Genomic DNA, 26,111 nt, shown 5'->3' with positions numbered 1-26,111 from the left:
CGTCTTGCGCTGCGTCGGACGTGTGCCAGATAATGTTTCTCGACTGTACGACGAACTTCACCGAGGCGGGGGTATTCCCGCTCGATCCGGGTGTCCAGGCGGCGCTGACACCCGGCGCCCCGCACCCTGTCTTCGCAAGGAATTCGTTATGCCCGATCGGCTGAAGGCCGTGCTTGCCTATTTCCAGCAAAGCGTGCCGTTTCGCCTGGTTCCCGCGGCCATCACCACGGTCTTCCTGGTCTTCATGCTGCTGTTGCCCGTGCCCGACGGGCTGACGCCCAAGGCCTGGGCGCTGGTGGCCATCTTCCTCACCACCATCCTGGCGATCATCCTGAAGGTGATGCCCATCGGCGTCATGGCGATGATGGCCATGACCATCGTGGCGCTGTCGCAAGTCACTTCCACCTCGTCCAAGGGCGCCATCGCCGATGCGCTGTCCAGCCTGGCCAATCCCCTGATCTGGCTGATCGTCGTGGCGATCCTGGTGTCGCGCGGCCTGAAGAAGACCGGGCTGGGCCAGCGCATCGGCCTGATGTTCATCTCGCGCCTGGGGCGCAAGACCGTGGGCATCGGCTACGGCCTGGCGGTGTGCGAACTGGTGCTCGCGCCGTTCACGCCCAGCAACACCGCGCGCGGCGGCGGCATCGTGCATCCCATCATGAAGGCGATCGCCAGCGCCTTCGGCTCCGATCCGGCCAAGGGCACCGAGCGCAAGATGGGCACCTATCTGTCGCTGGTCAACATGCACGCCAACACCATCACGTCGGGCATGTTCATCACCGCCACGGCGCCCAACCCGCTGGTGGTCGACTACGTCGCGCGGGTCACCAATCAAAGCCTGCACCTGTCCTGGACCACCTGGGCGCTGTGCATGCTGCTGCCCGGCCTGACCTGCCTGCTGCTGATGCCGCTGCTGCTGTCGGTGCTGGCGCCGCCCGAGGTGAAGGCCACGCCGGATGCGGTGGATTACGCCCGCACCGAATTGCAGCGCATGGGGCCGCTGTCGGGCGGCGAACGGGTCATGATCGGCACCTTCGGCATCCTGCTGGTGCTGTGGGCCAACCTGCCCGCCATGGTGTTCGGTCCGGCCTTCACGCTGGATCCCACCGTGGTCGCCTTCGTCGGCCTGTTCATCCTCATCATCACGGGCACGATCGATTGGGACGACGTGCTGTCCGAGAAGAGCGCCTGGGATACGCTGATCTGGTTCGGCGCACTGGTCATGATGGCCGAGCAACTGAACAAGACCGGCGTCATCGCCTGGTTCTCGGCCCTGCTGAAGAACGGCATCGTGTCGGCCGGTCTGGGCTGGGAGGCGGCGGCCGCGCTGCTGGTGCTGCTGTTCGTCTTCTCCCACTACTTCTTCGCCAGCACGACCGCGCACATCAGCGCCATGATGCTGGCCTTCCTGACCGTGGGCGCGGCCCTGGTGCCGCCGCAGTACCTGACGCCGTTCCTGTTGATGATGGTGGCGGGCTCCACCATCATGATGACGCTGACCCACTATGCCACGGGCACCTCGCCCATCATCTTCGGCAGCGGCTACGTCACGCTGGGCACATGGTGGCGCGTGGGCTTCGTCATGTGCGTGATCGAGCTCGTCATCTATGCCGTGCTGGGCGTGATGTGGTGGAAGCTGCTGGGCATCTGGTGATGGGGCACGCAGCGCCTCCCGCCTGAAAGCCGCAATGGCGCCGCGAGGCGCCATTGCGCATTCCGGGCAGCGCCTGTCAGGCCTGGCCCAGCACGATGCGCAACTGTTCGTCCAGATGGGCCGTGGGCGTCACCCGCCAGCCGCTTTGGGCGTACCGCAGCCAGCGGCCCATCACGAAATGGGTCAGCAGGCTGGCGTGCGCCGCCACGTTGGTGTCGGCGGGCAGGGCGGATTCGCTGACCGCGTTTCGCAGGCATTGTTTCAGCGTGGCCTCGATGCGGTCGTTGACGTGGTTGATGCGTTCCTGCAGCCGGTTGTCCTCGGTGACCAGGGCATCGCCCGTCAGCACGCGCGTCATGCCGCGGTTGCGTTCGGAGAAGGCCAGCAGCATGCCGAGGGTCTTGCGCGCCTGCGACAGGCCGTCGGGCTCGGTGGCGCCGATCTGGTTGACCAGGGTGAAGATGCTGGTCTCGATGAATTCGATCAGGCCCTCGAACATCTGGGCCTTGCTGGCGAAATGCCGGTACAGCGCGGCTTCGGACACCTGCAGGCGAGCCGCCAGGGCGGCCGTGGTGATGCGCGAAGCGTGCGGCTGTTCCAGCATCTCAGCCAGCATCTGCAGGATCTGGTGCTTTCTTTCGCCGGGTTTGCTGGCCATGGGTGGGGCCTGTAATTAGTGGGCGGTGGATGGAAAGCCGGCCTGCGCTCATCCGCGCAGGGGGCGGCGGCGCAGCAGCAGGTCGCGAATCGAGTTTACTCGTAAGTCGACATAACTTGGACGGCTGCGCGCGGCTTTCGCAAACGGGGTGCCCGGATGGTAAACATGCACCGTGCGCACGCCGGCCTGCCGCGCGCCGCGCAGGTTGGCCAGGGTGTCTTCCACCAGCACGGTCCGTGACGCCGGCACGCCTTCGCGCGCCAGGACGTAGCGCATCAGGGCGACGGACGGTTTGGGCCGGAACTCGCCTTGCAGGCGCATGTGTTCGATGGCCCACAGGCTGTCGAACTGCTGCAGGATGCCCAGGTGGCGCAAGACCGCCCGGGCATAGTGGAAGGGCGCGTTGGTCAGCAGCACCTTGCGGCCGGGCAGGCTGCGCAGGCGCTGCGCCAGGCCGCGCTCGGCGCGGATCAGCGGCGCGACGTCGAAGCTGTGGCTGCGCAGCAGGAATTCGTGGGGGTCGACGCCGTGGTGGCGCACCAGGCCGATGACCGTGGCGCCATAGCGCTTCCAGTATTTCTGGCGCAGCAGGTTGGCTTCGTCGATGTCGACGCCCAGCGCTTCGGACACCGCCTCGGTCATGCCCCGGTCGATGCGCGGGAAGATGGCGTGGGAGGTGTCGTGCAGCGTGTTGTCCAGGTCGAACAGCCACAGGCGCTGCGGGGCGCCCGTGGCCACGCGGCGGCTGCGGCGCTGACGCGCCGCGGGCCGCAGCAAATGCCTGCGTGCCAGCATCAAACGGCGCTGATCATCGTGCCGACGCCCTGGTCGGTCAGGATCTCGAGCAGCAGGCAGTGGGGAACGCGGCCATCGACGATGTGCACGGCGTTCACGCCGTTCTTGGCGGCGTCCAGCGAGGACGAGATCTTGGGCAGCATGCCGCCCGAGATGGTGCCGTCGGCGAACAGTTCGTCGATGGTCTGGGCGGACAGCTTGCGCAGCAGGTTGCCGCTCTTGTCCAGCACGCCCGGGGTGTTGGTCATCATCAGCAGCTTCTCGGCGCCCAGCACCTCGGCCATCTTGCCGGCGACCACGTCGGCGTTGATGTTGTAGGCGGTGCCGTCTTCACCGTAGCCGATGGGCGAGATGACCGGAATGAACTGGTCGTCCTGCAGGGCCTTCACCACGGCCGGCTCGACGCGGGAGATGTCGCCCACGAAGCCGATGTCGATCGGTTCGGCGGGGTTGTCCTTGTTGGCCATCAGCTTCTTCTGGGCCTGGATCAGACCGCCGTCCTTGCCGGTGAGGCCCACGGCCTTGCCGCCGACCTCGTTGATCATCATGACGATGTCCTGCTGGACCTGGCCGCCCAGCACCCACTCGACCACTTCCATGGTCTCGGCGTCGGTGACGCGCATGCCCTGGATGAAGGTGCCCTGCTTGCCGATGCGGCGCAGGGCGTCGTCGATCTGCGGGCCGCCGCCGTGGACCACCACGGGGTTCAGCCCGACCAGCTTGAGCAGCACCACGTCGTGGGCGAAGCTGCGCTGCAGGCGCTCTTCGGTCATGGCGTTGCCGCCGTACTTCACCACGATGGTCTTGCCGTGGAATCGTCGGATATAGGGCAATGCCTCGGAGAGCACGGCAGCCTTGAGGGCAGGTGACGAAGCAGCGGCAGGATCGGGGGTGTCGGTCATGGCACGTAGTACGGAAGAAAGTGAAAGATGGAAAAAATGCCTGCCCCTTGCGGATGGGCACGGGGTCAAGCATAAGGCAGATTGTAGACTTGCCGAAGGGCTTATGCCGCAAATCGATGTCCTTATGCCCGACAATCGGCCGCGGTTCCGGTAAATTTGGCACCCCTGCGCGCCTGCGAGGCGGACATCATCCGGTTACGCAAACGCGCGTCACAATTCGTTCATACCCATAACGAGAGAGGCTACCCATCATGCGTTTCAATTTTCTGCGCGCCCTGGTGCTCGCGTCGTCCGTCGGCCTGGCCTTCGGTGTTTCCGCAACGGCGCAGGCCCAGAAGCTGGTCGTGGGCGCCACCCAGGTGCCGCACGCCGAGATCCTGGAAGTGGTCAAGCCCGTGCTGGCCAAGGAAGGCGTGAACCTGGACATCAAGGTGTTCAGCGACTACGTGCAGCCCAACCTGCAACTGGCCGACAAGGAGCTGGACGCCAACTTCTTCCAGCACAAGCCCTATCTGGACACCTTCAACAAAGACCGCGGCGCCAAGCTGGTGCCGGTGGCGCTGGTTCACGTCGAACCCTTCGGCGCCTACTCCAAGCGCATCAAGGCCGTGTCCGAACTGAAGGAAGGCGCCACCGTGGCCATTCCGAACGATCCGTCCAACAGCGGCCGCGCGCTGCTGCTGCTGCAGAAGCAGGGCCTGATCAAGCTGAAGGATCCGTCGAACATCACGGCCACGTCGCTGGACGTCGCCGAGAATCCGCGCAAGCTGAAGTTCCGCGAACTCGAGGCCGCCATCCTGCCGCGCGCCCTGGGCGACGTCGACCTGGCCCTGATCAACACCAACTACGCCCTGGAGGCCGGCCTGGTGCCCACGCGCGACGCGTTGTTCATCGAGGGGTCGGATTCTCCGTACGCCAACATCGTGGTCACCCGCGAAGACAACAAGGACGCCCCGGCCATCAAGAAACTGGTGCAGGCCCTGCACTCCGAGGCCGTCAAGAAGTTCATCGTCGAGAAGTACAAGGGCGCCGTCGTTCCGGCGTTCTGATTCCCGAGGCGGCAAAAGCAAAGGACCCCGCAGGGTCCTTTGTCCACGCCATCGTTCAAGCGCGGCGCGCTCAGCCCGCCAGCGCCTTCTCGACGGTGGAATGGAATTCCGCTACGTCGTACTCGCCCAGGTAGCGCTTGATGATGCGCCCCTGCTTGTCGATCAGGAAGGCGGTGGGCGTGAGGCGCACGTCGCCGAAGGCGCGGGCCACGTCGCCCTTGCTGTCCAGCGCCACCGGGAAGGGCAGCTTGCGGCTTTCGGCGAAGTTCAGCACGTAGTTGGCCGGATCGTAGGACATGGCCACCGCCACGGCCTCGTAACCCTTGGGGGCGTACTCGTTGTAGGCCTTGATGGTTTCCGGCATCTGCTTCACGCAGGTGACGCAACTGGTGGCCCAGAACTTGACCAGCACGACCTTGCCGCGCAGGTCCTGCATGCTGACCTGCTTGCCGTCGATCATGGTGAACGTGACGTCGGGGGCGGTGGGGGCGGGGCGCATGACGAACCAGCCGCCGATACCGGCGGCCACCACCACGGCCAGGGCGAGAATGATCTTTTTCATTTGATGGGCATGGTTTGCATCGAACCGCCAGTATCGACGCTGGTGGCTGACGTGCCGCTGTCTTCGATGGGGGCGACGGGGGCGGAGGGTTCGGCCGAGCCGGATTTGTTCGGTTCGACCTGGTCATTGGCGCCGCCGGACAGGCGCACGGCCTCTTCGCGGCTGATGATGTTGAACAGCTTGACCACCTTGGCCACGCCGCTCACGCCGGAGACCGTGGAGGCGGCGTAGTCGCCCTCGATCTTGGTGACCTTGCCCATCAGGTAGACCACGCTGCGGTCAGTGGTGACGGTGATGGTGCTGGAAGGCACGTAGCGCGCGTTCAGCAGCGAGGCATGGACCTTGGAGCTGAGCCAGGAATCGTTGCTGCGCGTACCCAGCGAGGCGGCAGGGCCGACCGTCAATTGGTTGTAGACCGTCTTGACGTGCTCGACGCGCTGCGCAATGGACGTGGCTTCGGCCTTGGCGGCTTCGGAGGGCACGTCGCCGGTCAGCAGGACGCGGCCTTCGTACGAGGTGGCGTTGATGCGGGCCGCGTCGCCCAGCTTCTGCCCGATCTGGTTCTGGGCCTTCAGGGCGATGTTCTGGTCTTCGAGCTGGATGCCCGTGGTGCGCCGGTCGGTGGCGACCACGGCGGTGGTGGCGGCGGCGCCGCCCAGGACCAGCGGGACGCAGCCGGGCAGGGCCACGGCGCAGGCCAGCACGGTGGCCAGCAGGCAAGCACGGGAAGCGGCGGTGGCGTTCGTCATTATTCGGTGTCTCCAAGCAAGAGGGCATCGATGCCGTCGCACAGCGCATGCAGCAACAGTCCGTGGACTTCCTGGATGCGCATGGTGCGGTCATGTGGCACACAGAGATGGACGTCCTGCGGTGTCATCAGTTCCCCGATCACGCCGCCGCCCTTGCCGGTCAGGGCGATGACGTGCATCTCGCGGTCGCGGGCGGCTTCGATGGCGCGCACCACGTTGGGCGAGTTGCCGCTGGTGGACAGGGCCACCAGGATGTCGCCGTGCTGGCCCAGCGCGCTGACCTGGCGCTCGAAGACTTCGTCGAAACCGTAATCGTTGCCTACCGCCGTCAGGATGGAGGTATCGGCGCTGAGCGTGATGCCGGCCAGCGGCAGTCGTTCGCGCTCGAAGCGGCCGACCAGTTCGGCGATGAAATGCTGCGCGTCGGCGGCGGAGCCGCCATTGCCACAGGCCAAAATCCGGCCATTGTTGGCCAGGGCCGAGAACATGAGGTCGACACCGGCGGAAAGCGGTTCCGCCAGGGTGTGCATGCTTTGTTCGAACAGGCCGATCGCGTCGCGGAAGTGCGACGTCATCCGGGAGGTCATATCCATGGCGCGCATTATCTCACCATCCCGTCGTCGATGCTGAAGGCCGCGCGCACCCATTGGGGTCGCGCGTCGCCATCGAACAGCACGGCATCGAAACGCACGGGCGGGATGCGGCCGTTCCAGTGCCGCTCGGCCAGCCTGGGCAGCAGCAAGGCCGCGGCCCGGGCCAGGCGGCGCTGCTTGGCGCGGTCGATGCTGGCCCCCGCGCCGCCGTAGCGGCCATTGCCGCGCGCCCGCACCTCGACCAGCACCAGCGTGTCGCCGTCGCGCAGCGCCAGGTCGATCTCGCCGGGCGAGGCGCGCAGGTTGCGGGCCACCGGCTGCAGGCCGTGTCCGGCAAGCAGTTCCAGGGCGTCGTCCTCGAAGGCCAGGCCACGCCGCTGCGAGGGCGACAGGCGCGGTTCGTTCTTGGCCGCGGCGCGAGGCATGCGCGAGCCGCTGGGCCGGCGCCGCCGTTTGCCGCGCCGGGCGGCCGCCAGGGTGTAGGCCAGCGTGTCGGGATCGGAGGAGAGCGGGATCGTATCGTCGGCCATGTCCAGGTGCATGCAAGGGAAACAGGACGCCCGCCGCGCGTGCCGGCCAGGCATGAAGGGCTACACTGGCACACTTCCGACTGCCGCGAAGCTTTGCGATGAATCAAGATGTCTCACCCGTGGCGGGCGATGCCTGGCGCCGGGTGGCCGAGCGCGTCGCCGCCCAGCACTGGCCCGAGGCCACGTTGTACGTGGTGGCCACGCCCATCGGCAATCTGGGCGACCTGGGCCTGCGGGCCTGGCAGGCCCTGGCCCGCGCCGACGTGATCGCGGCCGAGGACACCCGCGCCAGCCGCACCCTGCTGGACGCCTGGGGCATTTCCACGCCGCTGATGGCCGCCCACCGCCACAACGAGGCCGCCGCCGCGCAAGCCATCTGCGAGCGCCTGGCGCAAGGCCAGCGCGTGGCGCTGGTGTCCGATGCGGGTGCGCCCGCCGTCAGCGATCCCGGCGCGCGGGTGGTGCGCGCCGCGCGCGAGGCTGGCTACAACGTGGTGCCGATTCCGGGTCCCAGCGCGGTCATCGCCGCCCTGATGGGCAGCGGCGCCACCTCCGACGAAAACCCTGCCTATGCCTTCGCCGGTTTCGCGCCGCCCAAGGCCACGGCGCGGCAACGCTGGCTGCGCAGCTGGTGCGCGTTGCCCGCGCCGGTGCTGATGTTCGAGTCGCCGCACCGGCTGGCCGCCACCCTGGCCGATCTGCTGGAAGTCTGCGGGCCGTCGCGCCGCCTGACCGTGGCGCGCGAACTGACCAAGCGCTTCGAAGAGATCGCGACCGTGCCGCTGGGCGAGGCCGCCGAATGGCTGGCCGCCGATTCCCATCGCGGCCAGGGCGAATTCGTGCTGATCGTCCACGAGGCCGTCGTGACGGCGGTCGATGACGAAGAAGCCGCCGACATGGACCCGCAGACCGACACGCTGCTGGACGCCTTGCTGGAAAGCCTGTCGGTGCGCGATGCCGCCCGCGTGGCCGCGCGCGTCACCGGCCTGCCGCGCGACAAGCTGTACAACCGTGCCCTGGCGCGCAAGGAGCAGCAGGCATGAGGCAGAAGCAGGCCGCCGGCGACGTGCAGGGCCGCTACCGCTACCAGGACATTGCCACGCCGCTGGGCACGCTGCGCCTGGTCAGCAAAGAGGATGCCCTGTGCGAAGCCAGTTTCCTGGCCCGCGACGACGAGCCCGCGCCTGCGCACTGGCAGTGCGAAACTGCGCCGGTGCTGCGCCAGGCCGAAGAGGAACTGGCGCAATGGTTCGCGGGCCAGCGGCAGCGTTTCGACGTGCCCATGCGCCCGATCGGCACCGATTTCCAGCGTCAGGTGTGGCGTGCGCTCATCGAGCTCGAATTCGGCGAGCTGGTCAGCTACGGCGACCTGGCGCGCCGCATCGGCAGGCCCAAGGCCGTGCGGCCGATGGGCGGCGCCGTGGGCCGCAATCCGCTGGTGATCTTCATTCCGTGCCATCGCGTGATCGGCCACGACACGTCGCTCACCGGCTTCAGCAGCGGCCTGGCGCGCAAGCGCGAACTGTTGGCGCACGAGGGGCACCGCTATGTCGGGCCCGATGCCCGCACGCGCCGCACATCGAACGCGCAGGCCGAACTGCCCTGGTAGGTTCTTGCCTGGCGGATCCGAGCGGCCGGCGCACCGCGAGCTGGACCGCCAGCCGAAGGCTCGGTTGGGGGCGTCTTTATTGCGCAGCCAGCGTGGGCAGGATGCCGGTGCGCGAAGATACCTGCTGTACCGCGCCCAGCGCGGCTTCGCGGTTGGGATAAGGGCCGATCTTCACGCGGTATAGCTGGTTGGTCTGCACGATGACGGCGGGCGGCGTACCCGCGTCGAGCTGCGTGTTGATGCGGTTGACCAACGATTGCGCATTGGCCTGCTGGCCAAAGGCGCCCAACTGCAGATAGAACCCGCCCGCCGCGGCCGTTACCGCGGGCGCCGCCTGCGGTAACGGCCGCGCAGGCGCAGTGACCGGCAGGCTTGCCGCCACGGGCAGCACCGCCGCCTGCGAGCTGCTGGCTTCGGCGATGGGCGTGGCGACGGGTTCGTTGCCGGCGCCGCCCGAGCCGTTGCGGGCGATCATGGAATTGATCTCTTCGGGCAGGATGCGTTCGACCGTGACCGGACCGCTGCCCGGCCCGATCAGGCCCAGCTTGTAGGCGGCCACATAGGACAGATCCATGATGCGGTCGCTGTGGAAAGGCCCGCGGTCGTTGACGCGCACGATGACGGTGCGGCCATTGACCTTGCTGGTGACGCGCGCGTAGCTGGGGATGGGAAAGGTGGGATGCGCGGCCGTCATCGCGTACATGTCGTACTTTTCGCCGTTGGACGTCGAGTTGCCGTGGAATTTCTTGCCGTACCAGGAGGCGATGCCTTCCTGGTGGTGCACGTCGTCGTCCAGGTCCGGCACGTAGCGTTTGCCGAACACCACGTAGGGGCGGTTGGCGCCGCTGGCCAGCGGTTCGATGCGCGGCACGGCGTCGGGAATGGCGTCGAGGTTGGACGGCGGGTTGCTGCCGGGGCCGTCGTCCTTGTAGTAGCCGCCGCCCCCCGCGCTGCGCCGTTCGCCGGTGGACGAACATCCCGCCATGACAATGGCGAGCATCAGGGTCGCCAGCAGCGCGAAGGAACGGGGCAGCAGGATCATGTGCGGTGGATCATTCGTCCGGCAGTTGGGTGCGATGGCGCACCAGCAGCGGTTCGTGGTCGGCGAAGATGCGGGCCAGTTGCTCGACCACGTAGACCGACCGGTGCTGTCCGCCGGTGCAGCCCACCGCCACCGTCAGGTAGTTGCGGGTGTCCTTCGTGTATTCGGGCAGCCAGCGCCGGATGAAGCCGGCGATGTCGTCGATCATGTTGCCCACCACGTCGAAGCCCGCCAGCCAGTTGGCCACGGGTTCGTCGCGGCCGGTCAGCGGACGCAGCGTGCTGTCGTAGTGCGGGTTCGGCAGGCAGCGTACGTCGAACAGCAGGTCGGCGCTGTTGGGCACGCCGCGCTTGTAGGCAAAGGATTCGAACGTGAGCACCAGCGGCGCGCGGTCGGCCTGGATCAGGTCGCGCATCCAGGCGCGCAGCTGGCCGGGCGTGAGCGCCGTGGTGTCGATGACGTGCGCCTGCTCGCGCAGCGGCGCCAGCATGTCGCGTTCGAGATCGATGCAGCCTTGCAGCGAGGGATTGCGGCCCAGGCGCGCGGCGCGGTCGGTCAGGGGGTGGCGGCGCCGCGATTCGGAATAACGATGCACCAGCGTGTCGGTGTCCGCGTCCAGGAACACCACGCGCAGACTGGTGCCCAGCGACCGCAACGCGGTGATGGCATCGGGAAGTTCGGCCAGCTCGCCCGGCGAACGCACGTCGATGGCGATGGCCACGCGCTGCGTGGTGTCGTTGGCCGACGAGGTGGCGATGAACTCGCTGAGGAACCGCACCGGCAGATTGTCGATGCACGTATAGCCGGTGTCTTCCAGCATGCGCAGGGCGACGGATTTGCCGGAGCCAGAGATGCCGGTGATTAGGACGACGCTCAACATGGCTGTGATTGTGGCATGGTTTGCGGCGGGGAGAACGGTAAAAGGCCTTGGACGCCGTACTTTTCGGCTCATTGCCCCTGCGAGGGGGCAACCACGGCGCACGACGCGGGGGCGCGGCCTGCCGGGGAGGCCGAGGGCCGGAAATCCGATGGGCGACGATGCCGCCGACCTCAGGATGTTACCGCCCTGTCATCGCGTAAATATTTCAACACAAGTCGAAATCGGGCCGAGGGGCGGTGGTCGTCCCCACGGCGTGTCACCGTCTGGTCACTTGCTGTTCTGCAGGATCGCCATGGCCTGGCGCTCCATGAACTCGCCCAGCGTGTCGATGCCGCGCAGTTTCAGGATGGTGTTGCGTACGGCGGCCTCGACCAGCACGGCCAGGTTGCGGCCGGCGGCCACCTGCAGCATGACCTTGCGCACCGGCAGGCCCAGCATGTCCTGCGTGATGTCCTGCAGGGGCAGGCGTTCGAACTTGTCCTGTGCGGTGGCGCGCACCAGGTGCACGATCAGTTTCAGGCGCATCTTGCGGCGCACCGAGGTCTCGCCGAAGATGGTGCGGATGTCCAGCAGGCCCAGGCCGCGCACTTCCAGCAGGTTCTGCAGCAACTGCGGGCAATGGCCCTCGATGACGTTGGGGGCGGTGCGCGAGAACTCGACCGCGTCGTCGGCCACCAGACCGTGGCCGCGCGAGATCAGTTCCAGCGCCAGTTCGCTCTTGCCCAGGCCCGATTCGCCGGTGATCAGCACGCCCAGGCCCAGCACGTCCATGAAGACGCCGTGCACCGTGGTGGTGGGCGCCAGCTTCTTGCCCAGGTAGATGCGCAGCAGGTCGATCAACTGCGCGGCGGCCACCGGGGTGGACAGCAGCGGCACCTGATGCTGCTCGCATTGGTCGACGAGGTCTTGCGGCGGCGTCAGGCCGTCGGCCAGCAGGATCGCCGGCACGCCGCCGATCAGCAACTCGTCCATGTGGTGCATGCGGCGGCGCAGGTCGAAGCGCGTGTAGTACGCAAGCTCTTCCTGGCCGAATACCTGCACCCGCGATGGGTGGATCAGGTTGAGGTGGCCCACCAGGTCGGCGGCAGCCATGCCGTCGTCGGGGATGGCGCGGTCTGCGGCGTTCTGACCGGCAATCCAGTGGAACGAGATCGTGTCGGCGTTGTCGTCGACCAGTTCCTGGACGGTAAGCATGGCGGTGTCAGAGTTGTCCGGTAGTGAGCATGCGATGCACCACGGCCGGATCGGCTTCGGTGGCCAGTGCATCGCGCAGGGGCTTGTTCGACATCAATTGGGCCAACTCGGCCAGGATGTCCAGGTGCTGTTGCGTGGCGGTTTCGGGGACCAGCAGGCACAGCAGCATCGATACCGGCTGGCCATCGGGGGCGTCGAACGGAATGGGCTGCGCCAGGCGCAGGAACGCGGCCTGGGCTTGCTGCAGGCCCTTGACGCGGCCATGCGGCACGGCGACGCCCTGGCCCAGCGCCGTGGATCCCAGGCGCTCGCGGGCGAACAGGCTGTCGAACACGACGGAGCGTGCCAGGCCATGAAGGTTCTCGAATAGCAGGCCTGCCTGTTCGAACGCCCGTTTCTTGCTGGTGGCCTGCATGTCGAGCACGACATTGCCGGCGGATAGGATGCGCGACAGATGATTCATGCGAAGCATTATAGGTTTTTATGTCGCAGTGCAAAAAACGATGGGCCGGCCCCGCGCGGCGGGTGGATTGCCCCTGTCTCGGAGGGCGTTTTGGCCTTTGCGCGGGCCGGCGGCGAAATATGCACGGCGAGTCGATGGATAAGCATAGCCGCATGCGGCCGGCGCTGTGAAGAGCGGGCGGGCATGGATGCAACGCTCGGAGGGAAGGTACTTGATGCCGATGTCCCGGCACACGGAAGTCGGGACATCGGTTCGTGGGCGCTATCGGCCCGGTGTGCAGAGCATGCGGCGCGCGTGCGCCGTGGCGCTCATCACAACTGCTGCGTCAGTTCGACAGGTTGCCGCTTGACGGAGTCGGTGGCGTGGCTCTGGACCTTGTCCTTGTACTTGAGGACCTGGCGGTCGATCTTGTCGGCCAGCAGATCGATGGCGGCGTAGAGGTTCTCATCCACGGCTTCGCAATGGATGTCCTTGCCGCGCAAGCGCATGGTGATTTCGGCTCTGTGGCGCAATGGCTCCACTGAGAGCATGACCTGGGTATCGATGACGTGATCGAAATGCCGCAGCACTCGCGCCAGTTTGTTCATGACATATTCCCGGATGGCCGGGGTGACGTCGAGATGACGACCGCTGATGCTCAGGTTCATAAGCTGCTCTCCTAGAAAAAAGAGAAAAAACAGATGCGCGGGATGCGCGTGTGAATCGCTAGGCAGATCCTCCTGTAGTCGTGTAATCAAACTGTCTTTGATTCCTAGTGTATAGACTCTGCCGCCCAAAACAAGCGGCGCGGACCACCAAAATTGTGACCGCGCCGCAGGCAGGATTGGGATTTTCCCGGGGGTGACTGGCGGGGAATGCGCCGACGTCCGGCGTTACATCCGGAAGTGCTCACCGAGATAGACACGGCGCACGGCAGGATCGCCGACGATCTCGTCGGGATGGCCGTCGGTCAGCACCTTGCCTTCGCTGATGATGTAGGCGCGATCGCAGATGCCCAGGGTTTCGCGCACGTTGTGGTCGGTGATCAGCACGCCGATGCCGCGGCCTTTCAGGAAGCGAACGATGCGCTGGATCTCGATCACGGCGATCGGGTCCACCCCGGCGAAGGGTTCATCCAGCAGGATGAAGCGGGGGCGCGTGGCCAGGGCGCGTGCGATTTCGACGCGGCGGCGTTCGCCGCCGGACAGGGAGATGGCCGCATTGGCGCGGATATGGCCGATCTGCAGCTCGTCCAGCAGGGACTCGAGCTCTTCCTTGATCCTGGCGGTCGACAGCGTCTTGCCCTGGGCATCGACCTGCAGTTCCAGCACCGCGCGGATGTTTTGCTCGACGGTCAGGCGGCGGAACACCGAGGCGTCCTGGGGCAGGTACGACAGGCCCATGCGCGCGCGCTTGTGGATCGGCATCGCGGTGATGGGCGAGCCGTCGATCTCGATGCGGCCGGCATCGGCCGGCACCAGCCCGACGATCATGTAGAAGCTGGTGGTCTTGCCCGCGCCGTTGGGCCCGAGCAGTCCCACGACCTCGCCGCCCGCGACGGACAGCGAGACGTCCTGCACCACGGTGCGGCCGTTGTAGGTCTTGCGCAGCCCGGTAGCCTGCAAAGTGCCCTGGCGGGAGCCCGAAGTGGCGGCGGACAGGGCGGGCGAAGTGGGTTCGGTCATCGTGAATGCAAATGCGGTGTGGAGGCGCCTGGCGAAGGACGGAGGATTACTTGGCCTTCTGGGCGTCGGCCGCCGGCTTCTTGCCTTGCTGGGCGCGGCATTGCGCGATGGCCGCCTCGGTCTTGGCGCGGGGTTCGGCCAGCGAGCGCACGCGGCCACCCGGCGCCGACGAGTTCGGGCCGCCTTCGGCTTCGTAGGTGCCCGTCTTGTCGTTGTAGCGCACGCGCTGTCCGCGGATGACGTCGAAGGGCTTGCCACAGATGAAGCGCGTGACCACGGCCTGGCCGATCAGGTCGAACTGGCTGCTGCCGCCGTCATATTCGGCGCGCAGGCCCACGCCCTCGATGGTCTCGAAGGTCTCGGGGCGTTCCTGGCGCAGCGTCACCATCTTGCCCTTGTTGGCCGTGGCCACGCCGTGCTGGTTGCCCTTGGCGTCCTCGTTGACTTCGAGCTTGTCGGCGTTCAGTTTCATCAGGCCGCGCGTCAGCACGACGTTGCCCGTGAAGACGCTCTGGCGCTTGATGTCGTCGTAGTGCAGCGTGTCGGACAGGATCAGCGTGCTGGGATCTTCCTGCTGCGCGGGTTGCGCCGCCTGGGCCTGCGCGCAGGCGGCGGCCAGCAGCAGGGCGCCCAGCAGGCGGGTCGTGGCGGAAGCGATCGGAAGGGTCATGGTTGTTTCTGGTTGGAGTTGTCCGGCGCGCTGTCGCCTTGCTGGCGTTTGCGCGACTCGGACCCGGCGATCTCGACGTCGGAGGACGACGATACCCGCAGTTGCCGGGTCTTGTTGTCATAGTGCATGCCCGTGCCGTTCATGCGTGAATTGCCTTTTAACACTTGGGCAGGCAGATCGGTGAGTACGACGTCCTCATCGGGCAGGATGATCAGTTGCTGGCTGCGCACGTCCAGCGGATCGTTGCGGGCATCGGGCTGGCGGTGTATGTGGGCGTCGCCGTTCATGACGATGCGCTTGCCGCCCGCTTCGATGATCGCGGTCTTCGAGACGCCCACCGTGATGGGATTGCCTTCCTGCTGGCCTATCGCGCGCGGCGAGGTGACGTGGTACGAGTCGTCGTCGGGAAAGTGCTCGGCGTACTCGCCTTCGATGCGGTTGATGGGCTTGCCGTCGGGATCGGTGCGCAGCATGACGAAGCCGCGCGCCCAGCTGTCCATTTCATGCGTGACGCGGCGCGGCGGATCGACTTGCACGGCGCGTTGGGCGTAGTCGGCCGCCCACCATGTGCCAAGGACCAGCGCGGTCAGCAGGAACAGGGCGATGAGGGCGGGAAAGCGTTCTTTCATTGGCAGCCGTTACTGTATGACGTCGCGGTCGAGCAGCGCGGGACCGGCAAGGAAGCCGGCCAACCGGCCGCGGGCGGCCAGCAGCAGGTCGCAGCATTCGCGTACGGCGCCGCTGCCGCCTGGCAAAGTTGCAATCCAGTGGGCGGATTGCGACACGTAGCCGGGGGCGTTGGGCACGCTGGCCGAGAAGCCGGCGCGTTGCATGGCGGGCAGGTCGATGATGTCGTCGCCCATATAGCCCGTCTCGTTCAGTTGGACCGAGTGGCGCTGGGCAAGTTCAGCCAGCGCCGTGCCCTTGTCGCGCACGCCTTGCTGCACATCGGCGATGCCCAGTTCGGCCGCGCGGCGGGCGACGATGGGACCGGAGCGGCCGGTGATCAGCGCGACCTTCACGCCGCCCTCCATCAGCAATCGCAGGCCGTGGCCGTCCAGCGCATGGAAGCGCTTCATCTGCTCGCCGTTCTCGCCGTAGTAGAGGCTGCCGTCGGTCAGCACGCCGTCGACGTCGAACACCATCAGGCGGACGGCGGCGGCGCGTTCGCGCGCGTTGGGGGCCACGCGGGCCAATACGAGGGCCTCGCCGGGATGGGTGGCGAAAGTCGGGTTCGTCATTTTTTACACTACCTTGGCGGCCATCAGATCGTGAGTATGCACAGCGCCGATCAGCTTGCCTTCGCCGTCGACCACCAGTACCTGATTCAACCGCAATTCGTCCATCTGCTGGGCGGCCTCGGCCGCCAGCGCGTCGGGAGAGATCGTGCGCGGCGCGCGCGTCATGCCTTCGTTGACCGCCAGTCCGCGCACGTCGCCGCACCGTTCGATCAGGCGGCGCAGATCGCCGTCGGTGAAGATGCCGACAGGATAACCGTCGCCATCCACCACCGCCGTCATGCCCATGCCCTTGGCGGAGATTTCCTCCAGGGCGCGGAACAGGGGGGCGTCGACCGGCACGGTGGGCAGGCCGGCGCCGTGGCGCATCACGTCGCGCACGTGGGTCAGCAGGCGGCGGCCCAGCGCGCCGCCGGGGTGCGAGCGGGCGAAATCCTCGGTGCCGAAGCCGCGCGCCTCGAGGCAGGCGACCGCCAGCGCATCGCCCAGCGCCAGCGCGGTGGTGGTGCTGGCGGTGGGGGCCAGGTTCAGCGGGCAGGCTTCCTGGGCCACGCTGGCGTCCAGGTGCACGTCGGCCTGCAGGGCCAGTTCGGAGGTGGGGTTGCCGGTGATGGCCACCAGCCCGGCGCCCATGCGGCGCACCACGGGCAGGATGGTCAGCAGTTCCTGGCCGGCTCCCGAATACGAGATGGCGATCAGTACGTCGTCCGCGGTGATCATGCCCAGGTCACCATGCACGGCTTCGCCGGCATGGACAAAAAAGGCAGGGGTTCCCGTGGAGGCGAAGGTGGCGGCGATCTTGCGGGCGATGTGGCCGGTCTTGCCCAGGCCGCTGACGACAACGCGTCCGCGGCATTCCAGCAGCATGTGCACGACGCGGCTGAAACTGTCGTCCAGGCGCGAAGAGAGATCCTGGATGGCCTGGGCTTCGACTTGCAGCGTGCGGCGGGCCGATGCGATGGCGTCGTCCGGCGAGGGGGTGGGATGATCGATCATTCGCGGGATTTTAATCGTACCGGGCGGCGGTTGCCCGCCCTGGTGGCGTGTGGCATGCTGGCGACGCTATCCGGCGCCCGCTATCGAGGCGCTTTTTTCCGCTTTTTCCGTCCCTGATAAACCTGCCATGTCCTCTTTTCCCGCTCCCGTCCTCGGTACTCCGCTGTCGCCGTCCGCCACCCGCGTCATGCTCCTGGGGTCCGGAGAGCTGGGCAAGGAAGTGATCATCGCCTTGCAGCGCCTGGGCGTCGAGGTCATCGCCGTCGACCGCTATGCCGACGCGCCGGGCCACCAGGTGGCGCACCGCGCCCACGTGGTGTCCATGACCGACGCGCAGGCCCTGCGCCAGGTCATCGAGGCCGAAAAGCCGCACGTCATCGTGCCCGAGATCGAGGCCATCGCCACCGACCTGCTGGTCGAGCTCGAGGCCGCCGGCCAGGTGCGCGTCACACCCACCGCCCGCGCCGCCCAGCTCACCATGAACCGCGAGGGCATCCGCCGGCTGGCGGCCGAAACGCTGGGCCTGCCCACCTCGCCGTACCGTTTCGTCGACAGCGAAGCCGAACTGCGCCAGGCCATCGACGGCGGCATCGGCTATCCCTGCGTCATCAAGCCGGTGATGTCCTCGTCCGGCAAGGGCCAGTCGGTCATCCGCGGCGCCGACGACGTGGCCCAGGCCTGGCGTTACGCCCAGGAGGGCGGCCGGGTGGGCGGCGGGCGCGCCATTGTCGAGGGTTTCATCAATTTCGAATACGAGATCACGCTGCTGACGGTGCGCGCCCGTGGCGCCGGCGGCGAGATCGAAACCCGCTTCTGCGAACCCATCGGCCACAAGCAGGTCGACGGCGACTACGTGGAAAGCTGGCAGCCCCATCCCATGTCGTCCACCGCGCTGGCGCGTTCGCGCGACGTGGCGCTGGCGGTCACGTCCGAACTGGGCGGCCTGGGTATCTTCGGCGTCGAGCTGTTCGTGGCGGGCGACCAGGTCTGGTTCTCCGAGGTCAGTCCGCGTCCGCACGACACCGGCATGGTCACGATGATTACGCAGGTGCAGAACGAATTCGAACTGCACGCGCGCGCGCTGCTGGGCCTGCCGGTGGATACCGCGCTCACCCAGCCGGGCGCCAGCAGCGTCATCTACGGCGGCGTCGAAGCGAAGGACGTCACGTTCCATGGCGTGGCCCAGGCGCTGGCCGAGCCCGGCACCGACGTACGCCTGTTCGGCAAGCCCGAATCGTTCGTCAAGCGCCGCATGGGCGTGGGCCTGGCCACCGCGCTGGACGTCACGCAGGCGCGCGCCAAGGCGCGCCGCGTGTCATCGGCCGTGACGGTGCGGAAGAAGGCCTGACGCCGTCCAGTGGCGCCACGCGCGTGGCGCCTTCTCCCTGACAGCCCGGCGCCCGCCGGGCTTTTGCCATCTGGCCGCCGCCACCGCGCAGCCGCCTGCCGCAAGTCCGCCCCACGCGTTCTGGCTCGAAATGTCTTCGGCAGGCGTGTCGGGTCTTTTTGGCGTGCCGGAAAGTCGCCCGAAATTTGTCCCAGCGCAACAAACCGCCGGATCGGCATGTCTCGGCCGGCCCGTGGGGTGGCAAGATGACATCACTGAGAGTAAGGTTTTTGGCGGATCGGTTGCTTTTGATTTCGCAAAGTTCGATAATTTCAGGAAATACTGAAATCAACGTAACGAAACATAAAACGCCATGCCGCTTTCCCCCCAGACCGAGCGCTTCGTCCTGCATTTCGGCGAAATGGGCAGCCGTTGGGGCGTCAATCGCACCGTCGGCCAGATCTACGCGCTGCTGTTCCTGGCCGAGGATCCCCTGCACGCGGACGACATCGCAGAGAAGCTCGGTTTCTCGCGCTCCAACGTCAGCATGGGCCTGAAAGAGTTGCAGTCCTGGCGCCTGGTCAAGCTGGTGCACCAGGTGGGCGATCGCCGCGACTACTTCGAAACCCCCAAGGATGTCTGGGAAATCTTCCGCATCCTGATGGAAGAGAAGCGCAAGCGCGAGATCGATCCCACGTTGACCCTGTTGCGCGACACGCTGCTGGATGCCCCCAAGGACTCGTCCGAGGTTCACGCCCAGAAGCGCATGCACGAAATGCTCGAACTCATCGAACTTTCCACCGGCTGGTTCGATGAGATACAGCGCCTTCCCCCCGAGACCCTGCAAAGCCTGATGAAGATGGGGTCCCGGGTCCAGAGGGTGCTTGGGTTCGCCGGTAAGTTGCGCGGTCGGGATTGAAGCCAGCCGTGCCCGTTGGAAACACTAAGATGAAGATGCGCATCCGTTCCGTATCGTGGCCCGGCTGTCTGTCACGCCAGCAAGCCACGGGACTTTTATCCGCTGCCCGGGAGCACGGCCATGATTGATATCGACGTCGTCAACCTGTCGCGCTTCCAGTTCGCCGCGACCGCGCTCTACCACTTCCTGTTCGTGCCGCTCACCCTGGGCCTGTCGTTCATCCTGGCCATCATGGAAAGCGTGTACGTCATGACGGGGCGCCAGATCTGGAAGCGCATGACCATGTTCTGGGGCACGCTGTTCGGCATCAACTTCGCCATCGGCGTGGCCACCGGCGTGGTGATGGAGTTCCAGTTCGGCATGAACTGGTCCTACTACAGCCACTACGTGGGCGACATCTTCGGCGCCCCGCTGGCCCTAGAGGGGCTGATGGCCTTCTTCCTGGAAGCCACCTTCGTCGGCCTGTTCTTCTTCGGCTGGAACCGCCTGTCCAAGGTCGGCCACTTGATCGTGACCTGGCTGGTCGCCTTCGGCACCAACTTCTCGGCGCTGTGGATCCTGGTCGCCAACGGCTGGATGCAGAATCCGGTGGGCGCGGTCTTCAATCCCGACACCATGCGCATGGAAATGACCGATTTCGCCGCGGTGGTGTTCAATCCCGTGGCGCAGGCCAAGTTCGTGCACACGGTCAGCGCGGGTTACGTGGCCGGCGCGATGTTCGTGATGTCGATCAGCGCCTGGTACCTGCTGCGCCGCCGCCACGTCGACCTGGCCAAGCGTTCGATGGCGGTGGCGGCCAGCTTCGGCCTGGCGGCCTCGCTGTCGGTGGTGGTGCTGGGTGACGAAAGCGGCTATCTGACCACCGAACACCAGAAGATGAAGATCGCGGCCATGGAAGCCATGTGGCACACCGAGCCCGCGCCCGCCAGCTTCAACCTGTTCGCCATCCCGAACCAGCAAGAGCGCCGCAACGACTATGCCATCGAGATCCCGTACGTCATGGGCATCATCGGCACGCGCTCGCTGACCACGCCGCTGCTGGGCATCGACGACCTGGTGCTGCGCGCCGAGACGCGCATCCGCGAGGGCATCGTCGCGTACCAGGCCTTGCAGCGCATCCGGGCCAATCCCAAGGACGTCGATGCGCGCATGACCTTCGACAAGACCTGGCCCGACCTGGGCTACGGGCTGCTGGTCAAGCGCTACGAGGAAGACCTGAGCAAGGTGACCGACGCGCAGATCAAGCAGGCCGCGCTGGACACCGTGCCCAACGTGGCGCCGCTGTTCATCACGTTCCGCGTCATGGTCGCGGTCGGCATGTACCTCATCCTGTTCTTTGCCGTGGCCTTCTGGCTGGCCTCGCGCGGCCGTCTGGATGCGCGCCCGTGGATGCTGAAGGTGGCGCTGTGGAGCCTGCCGCTGCCGTGGGTGGCGATCGAATGCGGCTGGTTCGTGGCCGAGTACGGCCGCCAACCCTGGGTGATCGAAGGCGTGCTGCCCACGTACTACGCGGCATCCGGCCTCACCTTCGTGGATCTCGCCATCAGCCTGGGCATCTTCCTGTTGCTCTACACCGTGCTGCTGGTCATCGCCGTGAAGGTGATGCTGCACGCCATCAAGGCGGGCCCCAAGTCCGACAAGCCGGCGCCGCGCCGGCCTGCCGATCCCATCCAAGCGGCGATTGAAGCCTGAACGGAGAGCCGACATGGACAGTTTGATTCCTCTTGATTACGGCACCCTGCGTGTCGTGTGGTGGGCGCTGCTGGGCGCGCTCTTGATCGGCTTCGCCATCATGGACGGTTTCGACCTGGGCGCGGCGGCGATGCTGCCCATCGTCGCCAGGACCGACGCCGAACGCCGCATCGTCATCAACGTGGTCGGCCCGGTCTGGGAAGGCAACCAGGTGTGGCTGATCACGGCCGGCGGCGCCATCTTCGCCGCCTGGCCCCTGCTGTACGCGGCCTCGTTCTCCGGGTTCTACCTGGCGATGATGCTGGTGCTGCTGGCGCTGATCCTGCGTCCGGTGGCCTTCAAGTACCGCAGCAAGTTCGAGAGCCCCGTGTGGCGCAGCCGCTGGGACGCCGTGCTGTGCTTCTGCGGCGTGGTGGCCTCGCTGGTGTTCGGCGTGGCGATGGGCAACGTCATCCTGGGCGTGCCCTCGGGCTTCGAGCCGACGTCGATGCGGCCCCTGTACGAAGGGCACTTCTTCCAGCTGTTCACGCCGTTCGCGCTGCTGGCCGGCGTGCTCAGCGTGGTGATGCTGGCCATGCACGGCGCCGTGCTGCTGGCCTGGCGCACCGAGGAAGTGGTGGCCGAGCGCGCCCGCAAGTGGGGCTGCATCGCCGCCGCGCTGACGGTGGTGCTGTTCACCGTGGGGGGCTTCTGGGTGTCCAATGGCGTCGACGGCCACGTCATCACCAGCGCCATCGACACGGCCGCCCCGTCCAATCCGCTGGCCAAGACGGTAGACCTGGTGCCGGGCGGCTGGATGGCCAACTACTACAAGTGGCCGTTCATGTGGCTGGCGCCCATCATGGGCGTGGCGGGCGCGCTGGGCGCGGCGCTGCTGATGATCCTGCGCGCGGGTCCGGGCAGCTTCATCGCCTCGTCGGTGTCCATCGCCGGCATCATCCTCACCGTCGGCTTCTCGCTGTTCCCGTTCATCATGCCGTCGTCCAGCCAGCCCAACGCCGGCCTGACGGTGTGGGACAGTTCGTCGAGCCCGATGACGCTGTGGATCATGGTGCTGGCCACCGCGTTCTTCCTGCCCATCGTCACTGTGTACACCGCCTGGGTGTATCGCGTGATGCGCGGCAAGGTCACGCATGAAACCGTGGGCGATACGCCCAATTCCTACTGATTGAGGAGCTTCGACCATGTGGTACTTCTCCTGGATCCTGGGCCTGAGCCTGGCTTGCATCTTCGGCATCGTCAACGCGATGTGGTTCGAACTGCGTGAAGGCCATGCGCACGACCCCTTGAATCTGCCGCCCGAAGAGTAAGACCGTGAGCAGCCCGTCCGGCATCGAGCACGATCCTTCGGCCGCACTGGGCCGGCCCACGCGGGCGCAGACGCGCTGGCTGGGCGGCCTGGCCCGCACCGCGCGCGTGCCGCTGGCGCTGGCCGCCGGCGCGCCGCTGCTGGGCGGCGTGTTGCTGGTGGCGCAGGCCTGGCTGCTGGCGCGCGTGCTGGACGCGGCCATCGCGCGGGGCGCGCCGCGCGCCGAACTCACCGGTTCACTGGCCGCCATCGCCGCGCTGATCCTGGCGCGGGCGGGCTTGGCCTGGCTGGCCGAACGCGCCGGCGCGCAAGCCGCCGAGCGCATCAAGCGCCAGGTGCGCCAGGCCCTGTTCGGCCGCCTGCTGGAGGCCGGTCCGCAATGGACGCGCCAGCGCGCGTCCGGCGAGCTGTCCAGCGCGGTGGTCGACCAGGTCGAGGCGCTGGACGGCTTCTTCGCGCGTTATCTGCCTTCGATGGGGGCGGCCGCCGTGCTGCCCGTGGCGTTCTCGGTCGTGCTGTTGCCGGTGGACGTGGTGTCCGGCCTGCTGCTGCTGGTCACCGCGCCGCTGATCCCCCTGTTCATGGCGCTGGTGGGCTGGGGCGCGGAAGCCGCCAGCCGCCGCCACATGCGGGCCTTTGCCCGCCTGTCGGGCTTCTTCGCCGACCGTCTGCGCGGCCTGTCCACGCTGAAGCTGCACGGCCGTGCCGAGGCGGAAGCCCAGGCCGTGGCCGAGGCCAGTTCGGCGTTGCGCGAACGGACCATGGCGGTGCTGCGCATCGCCTTTCTTTCTTCCGCCGTGCTCGAATTCTTCGCCGCGTTGGGCGTGGCCGGCGTGGCGGTGTACATCGGCCTGACGTATCTGGGTTATCTGGACGTGCGCAGCCAGGCGCTGACGCTGCAGGCCGGTTTCTTCTGTCTGTTGATGGCGCCCGAGGTGTATGCCCCGCTGCGCCTGTTCGCCGCGCATTATCACGACCGCGCCGCCGCGCGCGCCGCCGTCACCCAGATCGAGCAGGCGTTCGACGGCCTGCCGGGCAGCGAGCCCTTTCCTGGCGACGCGGTCGATTCCCGCGCCGCCACCGAGGCGGCCGGCGCGGTGCAGGCCGTGGCTGCGCGCTCCGGCCCCTCTCGCGCCATGCCGCCGCGCGCGGCCCGCCGTGCCTCGCGCCTGCGGGTGCACGGCTTGACGGTGTCGGTGCCCGGCCGTGGCCAACCCGTGTTGAACGAACTGGATCTGGCGCTGGCTCCAGGCGAGCATGTGGCCTTGATGGGCGTCAGCGGCGTGGGCAAGACCACGCTGCTGGAAGCCCTGTGCCGCCTGCGCGAAACCTCCGGCGCCATCGCGCTCGACGGCCTGGCGCTGTCCGAGTGGGACGAGGCCGCGCTGCGCACCCGCGTGGCGCTGATCGGCCAGAAGCCGTATCTGTTCGAAGGCACCATCGCCGACAACATCCGCCTGGCGCGGCCCGACGCCAGCGCGCAGGACGTGGCCGATGCCGCGCGCCGTGCCTGCGTGATGGAGTTCGCCCAGGCCATGCCGCGAGGCCTGGACACGCGCCTGGCCAGCCGCGGACGCGGCCTGTCGGGTGGTCAGGCGCAGCGCGTGGCGCTGGCGCGCCTGTTCCTGCGCGATCCGGGCCTGATCCTGCTGGACGAGCCCACGGCGCACCTGGATGCCGATACGCAGGCGCGTGTGCTCGATGAACTGCTGGCGTTCGCGCAGGGCCGTACCGTGCTGATGGCCACGCACTCCGAAACGGTCGCCAGCCGCCTGCCGCGCCGCCTGGTGCTGCGGGCGGGCAAATGGGCGGAGGCGGTATGAGCGCGGGGGGCCGAGGGGGCGGCATGAGCACGCCGATCGAATCGCAAGCGCAGCCCGTCACGCGGCGCAGCCGCCTGCGCGCCCTCTACCTGCGCCGCTGGCGCAGCCTGTCCGCCGCCTTGCTGCTGGCCCTGGTCACCGTGGCCGCGGGCACGGGCCTGCTGGGCGTGTCCGGCTGGTTTCTCACCGGGGCGGCGCTGGCGGGCGCGGGGTCCGCGTTCAATCTCTTCGTGCCCTCCGCGATGGTGCGCGGCCTGTCCTTCCTGCGCATCGGCGCGCGCTACGCCGAGCGCCTGGTGGGCCATGCCGCCACGCTGCATCTGCTGGCCGACCTGCGCGGCTCGGTGTTCCGCGCGCTGATCCGCCTGTCGCCGCGCCAACTGGCCCGCTATCGCGGCGGCGATCTGGTCGCGCGCCTGACCGGCGACGTGGATGCGCTGGACACCCTCTTCCTGTTCGTCGTGGCGCCCGTCGCGACCGCGTTGCTGGGCGGCACGGTGCTGTCGTTGGTGGTGGGCGGGTGGTTGCCGGCGGCTGGCCTGGCCGTGGCCCTGGCGCTGTTCACGGCCTGTGTGCTGGTGCCGCTGCTGCTGGTGAGGGCCTCGAAGCGTCCCGGCGCCGCGCTGCAGGAGAGCGCCGCAGGCCTGCGTTCCGCGGTGCTGGATGCGGTCGAAGGCCATGCCGACATCGCCGCCATGCATGCGGCCACGCCCGCGCAGCAGCGCTTCGACGCCCTGTGCCTGGAGGCCGGGCGGGCGCGTCAGCGGCAGGCGCGCATCGCGGCCGCCGGCCAATGGATGCTGCAGGCCGCCGCGGGCGCCGCCATGCTGGCGGTGCTGTGGGCAGGCCTGGGCGGCCTGCCCGAGGGCAGGATTTCAGGGCCGTTGATGGCCGGCCTGCTGCTGGCCACCATCGGTATCTTCGAAGTGGCGGGTCCGGTGATGCGCGGCGTGTCCCGCCTGGGCGCGGCTCGCGCCGCCGCCGCGCGTATCCGCGACATCGTCGCCGCCGAGCCCGATCTGCAGGATGTCGCCTCGCCGCAGCCGCTGCCCGTGGCGGGCGACCTGCAGGCGCATGGCCTGCGTTACGCCTATCCCGAGGCAGCACCCGGCGCATGGGTGCTGGACGGCGTCGACCTGCGCGTGGCGCCGGGCGAACGGGTGGCCATCGAGGGCGCCAGCGGATCGGGCAAGTCCACGCTGCTGCACCTGCTGCTGCGCCTGGACGATCCACGGGACGGGCGCGTCACCTATGGGGGGTGCGACGTGCGGCAATGCGCCCAGCAGGCGCTGCACCAGCGCATCGCGCTGCTGTCGCAGGATTCGCCGGTTTTTCTGGGCACCCTGCGCACCAATCTGCTGATCGGCGACGCGCAGGCCAGCGATACCGCGCTGTGGGCGGCGCTGGCCGCTGCACGGCTGGACGACTTCGTACGCGGCCTGCCGCAGGGCCTGGACACCTGGGTGGGCGAGACCGGCGCCGGATTGTCGGCGGGCCAGGCCCGCCGCCTGTGCCTGGCACGCGTGGTGCTTTCGCCGGCCGCGGTGCTGTTGCTGGACGAACCCACCGCGGGCCTGGATGCCGCGACCGAGGCCGCTTTCCTGCGCGACCTGGGCCAGGCGGTGCAGGGCCGCGCGGTCGTGCTGGCCACCCATGCCGCGCTGCCGGCGGGCGCGGTGCACCGGCGGTTACGGCTGCATGCGGGACGACTGGTCGAAGGCCAGCCGGCGTCATTGGCTTGAGCGATCCGCGCGGGTATAGTGCGGGCTGCTGTGCCATTCCGGGGACGTTCC

The 26,111-nt window shown here is 67.6% G+C and carries 28 protein-coding genes; 11 read left to right on the top strand and 17 right to left on the bottom strand.

All coding sequences use genetic code 11. The features are described from left to right. Positions 1-148: 148 nt before the first annotated feature. On the top strand, positions 149-1,654 hold the full coding sequence (locus A6745_RS14955) for a DASS family sodium-coupled anion symporter (protein WP_066128294.1): 1,506 nt from the start codon (positions 149-151) through the stop codon (positions 1,652-1,654). 76 nt (positions 1,655-1,730) lie between these two features. Here the strand turns inward: A6745_RS14955 and slmA are convergent, their stop codons facing one another. From slmA to argB, 3 genes are read right to left on the bottom strand one after another with little or no spacing between them, the layout of a single operon-like run. Next, the gene (gene slmA, locus A6745_RS14950) at positions 1,731-2,312 is read right to left on the bottom strand and encodes a nucleoid occlusion factor SlmA (RefSeq protein ID WP_066128291.1); all 582 of its coding nucleotides are present in this window, start codon (positions 2,310-2,312) and stop codon (positions 1,731-1,733) included. A gap of 48 nt (positions 2,313-2,360) precedes the next feature. Then, positions 2,361-3,107, bottom strand: a complete 747-nt coding sequence (locus tag A6745_RS14945) for a pyrimidine 5'-nucleotidase (RefSeq protein WP_066128289.1) — start codon at positions 3,105-3,107, stop codon at positions 2,361-2,363. After that, a complete protein-coding gene (argB, locus tag A6745_RS14940; RefSeq protein ID WP_066128285.1) occupies positions 3,107-4,009 on the bottom strand; it encodes an acetylglutamate kinase in 903 nt (300 codons plus the stop codon). The genes A6745_RS14945 and argB overlap by 1 nt, the downstream gene beginning before the upstream one ends. 251 nt (positions 4,010-4,260) lie before the next feature. Here argB and A6745_RS14935 point away from each other — a divergent pair, with 251 nt between their 5' ends. Beyond that, positions 4,261-5,058 (top strand): MetQ/NlpA family ABC transporter substrate-binding protein, encoded by a 798-nt coding sequence (locus A6745_RS14935; RefSeq protein ID WP_066128282.1) that lies wholly within the window; start codon positions 4,261-4,263, stop codon positions 5,056-5,058. Positions 5,059-5,128: 70 nt separating this feature from the next. Here the strand turns inward: A6745_RS14935 and A6745_RS14930 are convergent, their stop codons facing one another. Genes A6745_RS14930 through A6745_RS14915 form a run of 4 tightly spaced genes read right to left on the bottom strand, consistent with a single transcriptional unit; the run spans position 5,129 to position 7,492 of the window. Continuing rightward, positions 5,129-5,620: a peroxiredoxin family protein gene (locus tag A6745_RS14930; RefSeq protein ID WP_066128279.1), complete on the bottom strand. Its 492-nt coding sequence runs from the start codon at positions 5,618-5,620 to the stop codon at positions 5,129-5,131. Beyond that, entirely contained in the window at positions 5,617-6,372 is a 756-nt protein-coding gene (locus A6745_RS14925; protein WP_066128927.1) for a BON domain-containing protein, read from the bottom strand. Before A6745_RS14925 ends, A6745_RS14930 begins: the two co-directional genes overlap by 4 nt. Further along, positions 6,369-6,962: a phosphoheptose isomerase gene (locus tag A6745_RS14920; RefSeq protein WP_066128925.1), complete on the bottom strand. Its 594-nt coding sequence runs from the start codon at positions 6,960-6,962 to the stop codon at positions 6,369-6,371. Before A6745_RS14920 ends, A6745_RS14925 begins: the two co-directional genes overlap by 4 nt. Positions 6,963-6,970: 8 nt before the next feature. Further along, positions 6,971-7,492: a YraN family protein gene (locus A6745_RS14915; protein ID WP_066128924.1), complete on the bottom strand. Its 522-nt coding sequence runs from the start codon at positions 7,490-7,492 to the stop codon at positions 6,971-6,973. Between the two features lie 98 nt (positions 7,493-7,590). Between A6745_RS14915 and rsmI the strand changes: the two genes are divergently transcribed. After that, entirely contained in the window at positions 7,591-8,535 is a 945-nt protein-coding gene (rsmI, locus tag A6745_RS14910; RefSeq protein WP_066128276.1) for a 16S rRNA (cytidine(1402)-2'-O)-methyltransferase, read from the top strand. Next, positions 8,532-9,101, top strand: a complete 570-nt coding sequence (locus tag A6745_RS14905; protein WP_066128273.1) for a methylated-DNA--[protein]-cysteine S-methyltransferase — start codon at positions 8,532-8,534, stop codon at positions 9,099-9,101. Before rsmI ends, A6745_RS14905 begins: the two co-directional genes overlap by 4 nt. Before the next feature lie 76 nt (positions 9,102-9,177). Here A6745_RS14905 and A6745_RS14900 read toward each other — a convergent pair whose 3' ends face one another. The 10 genes from A6745_RS14900 to A6745_RS14855 form a co-directional block, all read right to left on the bottom strand. Continuing rightward, positions 9,178-10,140, bottom strand: a complete 963-nt coding sequence (locus A6745_RS14900) for a septal ring lytic transglycosylase RlpA family protein (RefSeq protein WP_162270275.1) — start codon at positions 10,138-10,140, stop codon at positions 9,178-9,180. Between the two features lie 13 nt (positions 10,141-10,153). Then, positions 10,154-11,023, bottom strand: a complete 870-nt coding sequence (gene rapZ, locus A6745_RS14895; RefSeq protein ID WP_066128267.1) for an RNase adapter RapZ — start codon at positions 11,021-11,023, stop codon at positions 10,154-10,156. Positions 11,024-11,290: 267 nt separating this feature from the next. Continuing rightward, complete coding sequence (gene hprK, locus A6745_RS14890; protein WP_066128264.1) at positions 11,291-12,217, bottom strand: HPr(Ser) kinase/phosphatase; 927 nt, start codon at positions 12,215-12,217, stop codon at positions 11,291-11,293. A gap of 7 nt (positions 12,218-12,224) precedes the next feature. Further along, complete coding sequence (locus A6745_RS14885) at positions 12,225-12,680, bottom strand: PTS sugar transporter subunit IIA (protein ID WP_066128922.1); 456 nt, start codon at positions 12,678-12,680, stop codon at positions 12,225-12,227. Positions 12,681-12,991: 311 nt separating this feature from the next. Further along, the gene (hpf, locus tag A6745_RS14880) at positions 12,992-13,327 is read right to left on the bottom strand and encodes a ribosome hibernation-promoting factor, HPF/YfiA family (RefSeq protein WP_066128261.1); all 336 of its coding nucleotides are present in this window, start codon (positions 13,325-13,327) and stop codon (positions 12,992-12,994) included. A 225-nt stretch (positions 13,328-13,552) separates the two neighbouring features. Then, positions 13,553-14,344 carry an LPS export ABC transporter ATP-binding protein gene (gene lptB, locus A6745_RS14875; protein ID WP_066128258.1) on the bottom strand — a complete coding sequence of 264 codons (792 nt, stop codon included), beginning with the start codon at positions 14,342-14,344 and terminating at the stop codon, positions 13,553-13,555. Positions 14,345-14,390: 46 nt separating this feature from the next. Beyond that, entirely contained in the window at positions 14,391-15,014 is a 624-nt protein-coding gene (lptA, locus tag A6745_RS14870) for a lipopolysaccharide transport periplasmic protein LptA (RefSeq protein WP_066128255.1), read from the bottom strand. Then, a complete protein-coding gene (gene lptC, locus A6745_RS14865; protein WP_066128250.1) occupies positions 15,011-15,643 on the bottom strand; it encodes an LPS export ABC transporter periplasmic protein LptC in 633 nt (210 codons plus the stop codon). The genes lptA and lptC overlap by 4 nt, the downstream gene beginning before the upstream one ends. Before the next feature lie 9 nt (positions 15,644-15,652). Continuing rightward, positions 15,653-16,255 (bottom strand): KdsC family phosphatase, encoded by a 603-nt coding sequence (locus A6745_RS14860; protein WP_066128248.1) that lies wholly within the window; start codon positions 16,253-16,255, stop codon positions 15,653-15,655. Between the two features lie 3 nt (positions 16,256-16,258). Then, positions 16,259-17,248, bottom strand: coding sequence for a KpsF/GutQ family sugar-phosphate isomerase (locus A6745_RS14855; RefSeq protein WP_066128245.1), 990 nt, complete (start codon positions 17,246-17,248; stop codon positions 16,259-16,261). Between the two features lie 127 nt (positions 17,249-17,375). Here A6745_RS14855 and purT point away from each other — a divergent pair, with 127 nt between their 5' ends. The 7 genes from purT (at position 17,376) to cydC (ending at position 26,060) form a co-directional block, all read left to right on the top strand. Further along, positions 17,376-18,596, top strand: coding sequence for a formate-dependent phosphoribosylglycinamide formyltransferase (gene purT / locus A6745_RS14850; protein WP_066128241.1), 1,221 nt, complete (start codon positions 17,376-17,378; stop codon positions 18,594-18,596). A gap of 352 nt (positions 18,597-18,948) precedes the next feature. Next, positions 18,949-19,494, top strand: coding sequence for a GbsR/MarR family transcriptional regulator (locus A6745_RS14845; protein ID WP_066128237.1), 546 nt, complete (start codon positions 18,949-18,951; stop codon positions 19,492-19,494). A 120-nt stretch (positions 19,495-19,614) separates the two neighbouring features. Further along, entirely contained in the window at positions 19,615-21,186 is a 1,572-nt protein-coding gene (locus tag A6745_RS14840; protein WP_066128229.1) for a cytochrome ubiquinol oxidase subunit I, read from the top strand. Positions 21,187-21,199: 13 nt separating this feature from the next. After that, complete coding sequence (gene cydB / locus A6745_RS14835; RefSeq protein ID WP_066128220.1) at positions 21,200-22,354, top strand: cytochrome d ubiquinol oxidase subunit II; 1,155 nt, start codon at positions 21,200-21,202, stop codon at positions 22,352-22,354. Positions 22,355-22,370: 16 nt separating this feature from the next. Continuing rightward, a complete protein-coding gene (gene cydX / locus A6745_RS14830) occupies positions 22,371-22,496 on the top strand; it encodes a cytochrome bd-I oxidase subunit CydX (RefSeq protein WP_066128216.1) in 126 nt (41 codons plus the stop codon). Between the two features lie 4 nt (positions 22,497-22,500). Then, positions 22,501-24,318, top strand: coding sequence for a thiol reductant ABC exporter subunit CydD (gene cydD / locus A6745_RS14825; RefSeq protein ID WP_066128213.1), 1,818 nt, complete (start codon positions 22,501-22,503; stop codon positions 24,316-24,318). A gap of 23 nt (positions 24,319-24,341) precedes the next feature. Next, positions 24,342-26,060: a thiol reductant ABC exporter subunit CydC gene (gene cydC / locus A6745_RS14820; RefSeq protein ID WP_066128204.1), complete on the top strand. Its 1,719-nt coding sequence runs from the start codon at positions 24,342-24,344 to the stop codon at positions 26,058-26,060. Positions 26,061-26,111 lie beyond the last annotated feature (51 nt).

It is taken from the genome of Bordetella ansorpii (assembly GCF_900078705.1).
GTDB lineage: Bacteria > Pseudomonadota > Gammaproteobacteria > Burkholderiales > Burkholderiaceae_B > Bordetella > Bordetella ansorpii_A.
The sequence above is the reverse complement of the archived record's forward strand: the minus strand, read 5'-3'. Positions and strand labels throughout refer to the sequence as shown.